Annotated in this window: 1 protein-coding gene; it reads left to right on the top strand. The window is 46.7% G+C overall.

From position 1 onward, the window contains the following. Positions 1-69: 69 nt before the first annotated feature. On the top strand, positions 70-1,273 hold a 1,204-nt coding region (locus HMPREF1207_RS28415), incomplete at its 3' end, for a condensation domain-containing protein (protein ID WP_231392197.1).

Here is a 1,273-nt window from a genome sequence, read left to right as displayed (position 1 = left end):
CAGCTGGTGATCGGGTATAACCGGTCCTATTTATCCAGTGATCGGATGCAATCCTTTAGTGAACGATACATGGCAGCATTACTTGCGGTAAAAGACCACTGTATAGCGATAAAAGAATCGGTTCGGACACCGTCTGACTACCGGGCAGCGTATTTATCCCGAACGGATTTAACGGTCATTCAACAAGCAGTCGGGGGTTCATCTCAGGTAGAGCGAATATACGGACTCACTTCACTGCAGAAAGGGATGCTATACCATAGCATCGCCGAACCAGAATCGACAGCCTATAGAAACCAGAACATTTTTATAGGGCAAGGCTATGCCGATGAGCACATGGTGAAGCAAGCACTAAAGCTTCTTGCAATACGGCACGAAGTGCTGCGTACGGCGATTATTCATAAAGATCTATCGATGCCGAAACAAGTCGTGATCCGAGAGAGGGAAGTGGAATATGAAAGAACGGACCTAACGGGAGTAGAAGCAACCGTGCAGGCAGAAATGGTGGAAGCGATCGCACACGATCAAATCCAGCGAGGCTTTGACCTAGCACAAGACCCGTTATTGCGTGTACACCACGTAGTACTGTCAAAAGACGGTTATCAATTGATCTGGAATTTTCATCACATTATTATGGATGGTTGGTGCCTATCGACAGTATATGGGGAGTTCAATCGACTCTATAAAGCGCTGCAAAAAGGTGCTTTGACATCTGATCTAAAGGAGCAGGTGATAAAGGACAAGCAGGATCAGACATCCTACGAGGATTATATCGAATGGCTAGAAAAACAGGATCACGAACAAGGGCTGTCTTACTGGTCAGACGTATTAGCAGGGTATGAAGAAGTCGCCGAAATTAAGCCAGTGCATACACCGCAAGAGAGCGAAGAGCAAGTGCAGCGCCTAGCGATTACATTAACTCCTGAGGACAGATTGCGGATAAAAGAACTGACATCCGCCCATCAAATGACGGTGAGTAATGTAGTGGAAACCGCCTGGGGAGTTGTTTTGCAAGCATACAGCGGACAAAAAGATGTGGTATTCGGGAAGGTAACATCTGGACGGCAAAGCGATGTGCGGGGAATAGAAGATATCGTCGGTCTGTTTATTAATACGATCCCCGTGCGTGTAACGAGCAAAGAAGGCATGAGTGTAATGAGGTTGCTCAAAGAAATGCAACAGCAAGCGTCGGAAAGCGAACAATATGCCTATTGTTCGCTTGCAGAGATTCAAGCACAGACGGAGCAGAAACAGCACTTGATTCAAGTGCTCTATG

Source organism: Paenibacillus sp. HGH0039, assembly GCF_000411255.1.
Classification (GTDB): Bacteria; Bacillota; Bacilli; order Paenibacillales; family NBRC-103111; genus Paenibacillus_F.
Note: the sequence above shows the minus strand (reverse complement) of the source record. Positions and strands in the feature narration are given on the sequence as shown.